The sequence below is a fragment of the Aeromonas sp. A35_P genome (assembly GCF_002259925.1).
Taxonomy (GTDB): domain Bacteria; phylum Pseudomonadota; class Gammaproteobacteria; order Enterobacterales; family Aeromonadaceae; genus Aeromonas; species Aeromonas dhakensis.
The window spans coordinates 1-5,456 of record NZ_NEVB01000119.1; the positions used below are offsets into that span (position 1 = coordinate 1).

The window sequence follows — 5,456 nt, forward strand, 5'->3', positions numbered from 1 at the left end:
GATTGGCGGAGGATAGCCGCTACTTCCTCCATCAGGCGCTCTCCACCCCCTGTCTCGATCTGCTTGCGCGCGCGCAGGGGAGCTGGCTGACCAGCGTATCGGGCAAGCGTTATCTCGATTTTCACGGCAACAGCGTCCACCAGCTGGGCCACGGTCACCCCAGGGTGGTGGCCGCAGTGCAGCAGCAACTCGCCGATCTGCCGTTTGCGCCACGCCGTTACACCCATCAGGTTGCCATCGACTGTGCCCGCACCCTGGCCGAACTGGCCCCAGGCGACCTCAACCGGGTGCTGTTCGCCCCCGGCGGCAGCGAGGTGGTGGGGATTGCTCTGAAGCTTGCCCGTTTCATTACCGGCAACAGCAAGGTGGTGTCCCTCTGGGATGCCTTTCACGGCGCCTCCCTCGATGCCATCTCGGTCGGCGGTGAGGCCTGTTTTCGCGCCGGCATGGGCCCGCTGATGGCCGGAGTGGAGCGCATCCCGCCCCCCACCCGTTATCGCGGCGTCTGGTATCGCGGGGAGGGGGATGACCTGCACTACGCCGATTATCTGGAGTACGTCATCGAGAAGGAGGGGGGAATAGGCGCCTTTATTGCCGAGCCCATCCGCAACACCGACGTGCAGGTGCCCTCAAGGGCCTACTGGCAACGGGTGCGGGAGATCTGCGATCGCCACAAGGTGCTGCTGATCGTCGACGAGATCCCGAATGCCCTAGGTCGCACCGGCCACTGGTTCAGCTTTGAAGAGTTCGGCATCGAGCCCGACATCATCTGCCTTGGCAAGGGGCTGGGGGGCGGGGTGGTGCCATTTGCCGCGCTCATTACTCGCGATCGTTTCAATCAGGCGGCGGCCATCTCGCTCGGTCACTATACCCACGAGAAGAGCCCCATCGGCTGCGCGGCGGCTCTTGCCACCATCAGTACCATCCGTGAAGAGGGGTTGCTGGCCAAGGTGCAGGAGGATGGCCGCTTTATGGCGCGCGAGCTCGCGGCGCTTGCCGAGCGTCACCCGCTGATCGGACAGGTGCGCGGCATCGGCCTTCTGTGGGCCCTCGATCTGGTGGTCGATCACCAGAGTCGCACCCGCAACAGCCAGGCCGCCGAGCGGCTGCTCTACCGCTGTCTGGAGCTTGGGCTCAGCTTCAAGGTCTCCCAGGGCAACGTCATTCAGCTCTCGCCGCCGCTCAATATCGCCCGCGCCGATCTGGTGCGCGCCATAGCCATTCTCGATCGCGCCCTCGGCGAGATCGCCCTTTCACCGAAACAGGAAGATCACCATGACTGACTTGCAGATTGCCATCAACCCGACCACCGACGTGGAGGCGCTGATCCTCGACTGGGCCGGTACCGTGGTCGATTTCGGCTCCTTCGCCCCCACTTCCATCTTCGTCGAGGCCTTCGCCCGCGCCTATGACTTTGCCGTGACCCTGGATGAGGCGCGCCAGCCCATGGGGCTGGGCAAGTGGGATCATATCGCCGCGCTCGGCCGTCTGCCCTCGGTGGATTCGCGCTGGCAGGCTCGCTTCGGCCACCCCATGAGCCACGCCGAGGTGGACCACATTTATCACACCTTTATGCCGCTGCAGATTGCCGCGGTGACCCGCTTTGCCGCCCCCATTCCCGGCGTGTTGCCGGTGCTGGATGCTCTGCGCGTACAAGGGCTGCGTATCGGCTCCTGCTCCGGTTACCCCCGTCCGGTAATGGAAGCGCTGGTGCCGGCGGCGGTCGAGCATGGCTATCGGCCGGATCACTGGGTCGCCACCGACGATCTCAAGGCGGGCGGTCGCCCTGGCCCCTGGATGGCGCTGGCCAACGTGATTGAGCTCGGAGTAAGCGCGGTGCATCGCTGCATCAAGGTGGATGATGCCGTGCCGGGTATCAGCGAAGGGTTGAACGCGGGCATGTGGACGGTGGGATTGTCGGTCTCCGGCAACGAGTTCGGCGCCACTTGGGAGGAGTTCAGCGCTATGAGTGAAGGGGAGATAGCCGCCCGGCGCGCACCGGCCGAGGCCAGACTGCGGGCGGCGGGGGCGCACTACGTCATCGACACCCTGGCTGACATCGCGCCGGTCATTGCCGATATCAACCGCCGTCTGGCGGCCGGCGAGCGGCCCTGAGCAAGGCGGGGTGAGAGAAGGGGAGTGCCGGCCTTGCCGGCAGGTTTTCAGGCCATGCTCCCTGACTATCAGGCATAAAAAAAACCGGCGCCTGAGCGCCGGTTTTTGTTCACCAAGACTCTATTACAGAGAGGCGGTGAAGGTACGGGTGATGACGTCTTGCTGTTGCTCTTTGGTCAAAGAGTTGAAGCGAACGGCATAACCGGATACGCGGATGGTCAACTGCGGATATTTTTCCGGGTTTTCCATGGCGTCCAGCAGCATTTCACGGTTCATCACGTTGACGTTCAGGTGCTGACCGCCTTCCAGGTTGGACTCGTGGTGGAAGTAACCATCCATCAGACCGGCCAGGTTGGCTTTCTGGGCTTCCATGTCTTTACCCAGCGCGTTCGGCACGATGGAGAAGGTATAGGAGATACCATCTTTGGCGTAAGCGAACGGCAGCTTGGCAACGGAAGTCAGGGAAGCAACGGCACCCTTCTGGTCACGACCGTGCATCGGGTTGGCACCCGGGCCGAACGGCGCACCAGCGCGACGGCCATCCGGAGTGTTACCGGTCTTCTTGCCGTACACCACGTTGGAGGTGATGGTCAGCACGGACTGGGTAGCCACGGCACCACGGTAGGTGTTCAGCTTCTGAATCTTCTTCATGAAGCGCTCGACCAGGTCACAGGCGATGTCATCGACGCGAGCGTCGTTGTTACCGAACTGCGGGTACTCGCCTTCGATTTCGAAGTCGATGGCCACGCCATCTTCGTCACGAACCGGCTTGACCTTGGCGTACTTGATGGCAGACAGGGAGTCAGCGGCCACGGACAGACCGGCGATGCCGCAAGCCATGGTGCGATAGACGTCACGGTCGTGCAGCGCCATCAGAGAGGCTTCGTAGCTGTACTTGTCGTGCATGTAGTGGATGATGTTCAGCGCGGCAACGTATTGCTTGGCCAGCCAGTCCATGAAGTGATCCAGACGATCCATCACGTCGTTGTACTCGAGGTACTCGGAGGTGATCATGTCGGTCTTCGGACCCACCTGCAGCTTCATCTTCTCGTCCATACCGCCGTTGATGGCGTACAGCATGGTCTTGGCCAGGTTGGCACGAGCACCGAAGAACTGCATCTGTTTGCCGACGATCATCGGGGACACACAGCAAGCGATGGCGTAGTCATCGTTGTTGAAGTCCGGACGCATCAGGTCGTCGTTTTCGTACTGAACGGAAGAGGTCTCGATGGATACTTTGGCGCAGTACTTCTTGAAACCGACCGGCAGCTTCTCGGACCACAGGATGGTCAGGTTCGGCTCAGGGGACGGGCCCATGGTGTACAGGGTGTTCAGCATACGGAAGCTGTTCTTGGTGACCAGGGTACGGCCGTCAACGCCCATACCAGCCAGGGTCTCGGTAGCCCACATCGGGTCGCCGGAGAACAGTGAATCGTATTCCGGGGTACGCAGGAAGCGAACCATGCGCAGCTTCATGACCATGTGGTCCATCAGCTCCTGGGCTTCTTGCTCGGTGATCAGGCCTTTTTGCAGGTCACGCTCGATGTAGATGTCCAGGAAGCTGGAGGTACGACCGAAGGACATGGCCGCGCCGTTCTGGGACTTGACTGCCGCTAGGTAGGCGAAGTAGGTCCACTGTACGGCTTCTTTGGCGGTCTTGGCCGGTACGGAGATGTCGCAGCCATATTTGGCAGCCATCACCTTCATCTGGGCCAGGGCACGGTGCTGCTCGGAGATCTCTTCGCGCAGACGGATGGTGGCTTCCAGGTTGACACCGTTTTCCAGGTCAGCCTGCAGGGACTTGAACTGGGCCAGTTTGTCGGTCATCAGGAAGTCGATACCGTACAGGGCAACACGACGGTAGTCACCGATGATACGGCCACGGCCGTAGGCATCCGGCAGACCGGTGATGACGCCGGACTTGCGGCAGTTCAGGATGTCTTTGGTGTAGACGTCAAACACGCCCTGGTTGTGAGTCTTGCGGTACTCGGTGAAGATCTTCTCGACCATGGGGTCCAGTTGACGACCGTACACTTCGCAAGAGGTCTTGACCATCTTGATGCCGCCGTTGGCGATGATGGCGCGCTTGAGCGGCTTGTCGGTCTGCAGACCAACGATTTGCTCCAGGCTCTGATCGATATAGCCGGCATCGTGAGCGGTAATGGTGGAGGGCAGGTCGGTATCAAAATCGACCGGCGCGTGGGTGCGGTTCTCGATCTTGATGCCTTCCATGACCTTGTCCCACAGCTTGGTGGTAGCTTCGGTCGCGCCAGCCAGGAAGGACTCGTCACCTTCATACGGGGTGTAGTTCTTCTGGATGAAGTCACGGGTGTTGACAGAGGTCTGCCATTCACCGGCCGCGAAGCCTTCCCATGCTTTTTGGAACTGTTCGTTAAGTTCTGCCATTTTCATTACCTCTCAAGGTATTTATGTGTCTGCCGCCATCCTTAATGATGGCGACGGAAGATAAACCAGTAAGTCAGCCCAACCATGACGCCACCACCAATGATATTACCTATGGTGACAGGAATGAGGTTGTGCAGGACGAAGTTGGATACGGTCAGGTCGGCAAAGGTCGCCGGGTCCTGGCCGATGGCCTGCCAGAATTCCGGGCCTGCGACGCTGTGAATGGCGATGCCGACCGGGATCATAAACATGTTTGCGATGCTGTGCTCGAAACCGGAGGCCACGAACATGGCGACGGGGAGCAGCATGACCATCACCTTGTCGGTGGCACTGCGGGCGCCGAACGCCATCCACACGGCGAGACACACCATGAGGTTGCAGAGGATGCCAAGCGCCACGGCTTCGAAGAAGGTGTGGTGGATCTTGTGCTGGGCCACTTTCATGGCGTTCAGCCCCCACTGACCATCTGCCGCCGTGTACTCCGCCGACATGATGATGAGACCGACTATGATGAGACCGCCGATGAGGTTGCCGAAGTAGACCAGACCCCAGTTCTTGAACAGCTGGGCCCAGCTGATGCGATTCGCCGCCTTGGCCACCAGAGTCAGGGTGGTGGAGGTGAACAGCTCGGCGCCGAGCAGCACGCAGAGGATCAGACCCAGAGCGAAGCAGAGGCCGCCGACCAGCTTGGACATGCCCCAAGCCATGCCGCTTGAGCCCGTGGTGACGGTGATGTAGAAGACGAAAGCGATGGCGATGAAGGCGCCAGCTGTGATGGCCAGGGGGATGACCTTGTGTGCAGGCTTGGTGGCCTTGGCATAGGTGATATCTTCTGCCAGTGCGGCGATGGCTTCTGGCTTGAGACAATCAAAGGGAGATTCTGCTTTCAATTCTCGTTACCTGCATATTTTGCCTGTGGAAATCATAACAAAGGG

At 60.5% G+C, this 5,456-nt stretch carries 4 protein-coding genes; 2 read left to right on the forward strand and 2 right to left on the reverse strand.

The window, feature by feature from the left end; translation table 11 throughout:
- Window positions 1–1,283, forward strand: a 1,283-nt coding sequence (locus tag CAK78_RS08705; protein ID WP_141214153.1) for an aspartate aminotransferase family protein, incomplete at its 5' end; no start/stop codon positions are given.
- Window positions 1,276–2,115, forward strand: a complete 840-nt coding sequence (gene phnX / locus CAK78_RS08710) for a phosphonoacetaldehyde hydrolase (RefSeq protein WP_094697026.1) — start codon at window positions 1,276–1,278, stop codon at window positions 2,113–2,115. The genes CAK78_RS08705 and phnX, both read left to right, overlap by 8 nt.
- Window positions 2,116–2,238: 123 nt before the next feature.
- Here phnX and pflB read toward each other — a convergent pair whose 3' ends face one another.
- Window positions 2,239–4,521 (reverse strand): formate C-acetyltransferase, encoded by a 2,283-nt coding sequence (pflB, locus tag CAK78_RS08715; protein ID WP_094697028.1) that lies wholly within the window; start codon window positions 4,519–4,521, stop codon window positions 2,239–2,241.
- Window positions 4,522–4,562: 41 nt separating this feature from the next.
- On the reverse strand, window positions 4,563–5,411 hold the full coding sequence (gene focA, locus CAK78_RS08720) for a formate transporter FocA (protein WP_094697027.1): 849 nt from the start codon (window positions 5,409–5,411) through the stop codon (window positions 4,563–4,565).
- Window positions 5,412–5,456: the final 45 nt, after the last annotated feature.

Coding starts and splice junctions, on each gene's coding strand:
- pflB (WP_094697028.1), bottom strand. CDS start 4,521: ATGGCAGAACTTAACGAACAGTTCCAAAAAGCATGGGAAGGCTTCGCG.
- phnX (WP_094697026.1), top strand. CDS start 1,276: ATGACTGACTTGCAGATTGCCATCAACCCGACCACCGACGTGGAGGCG.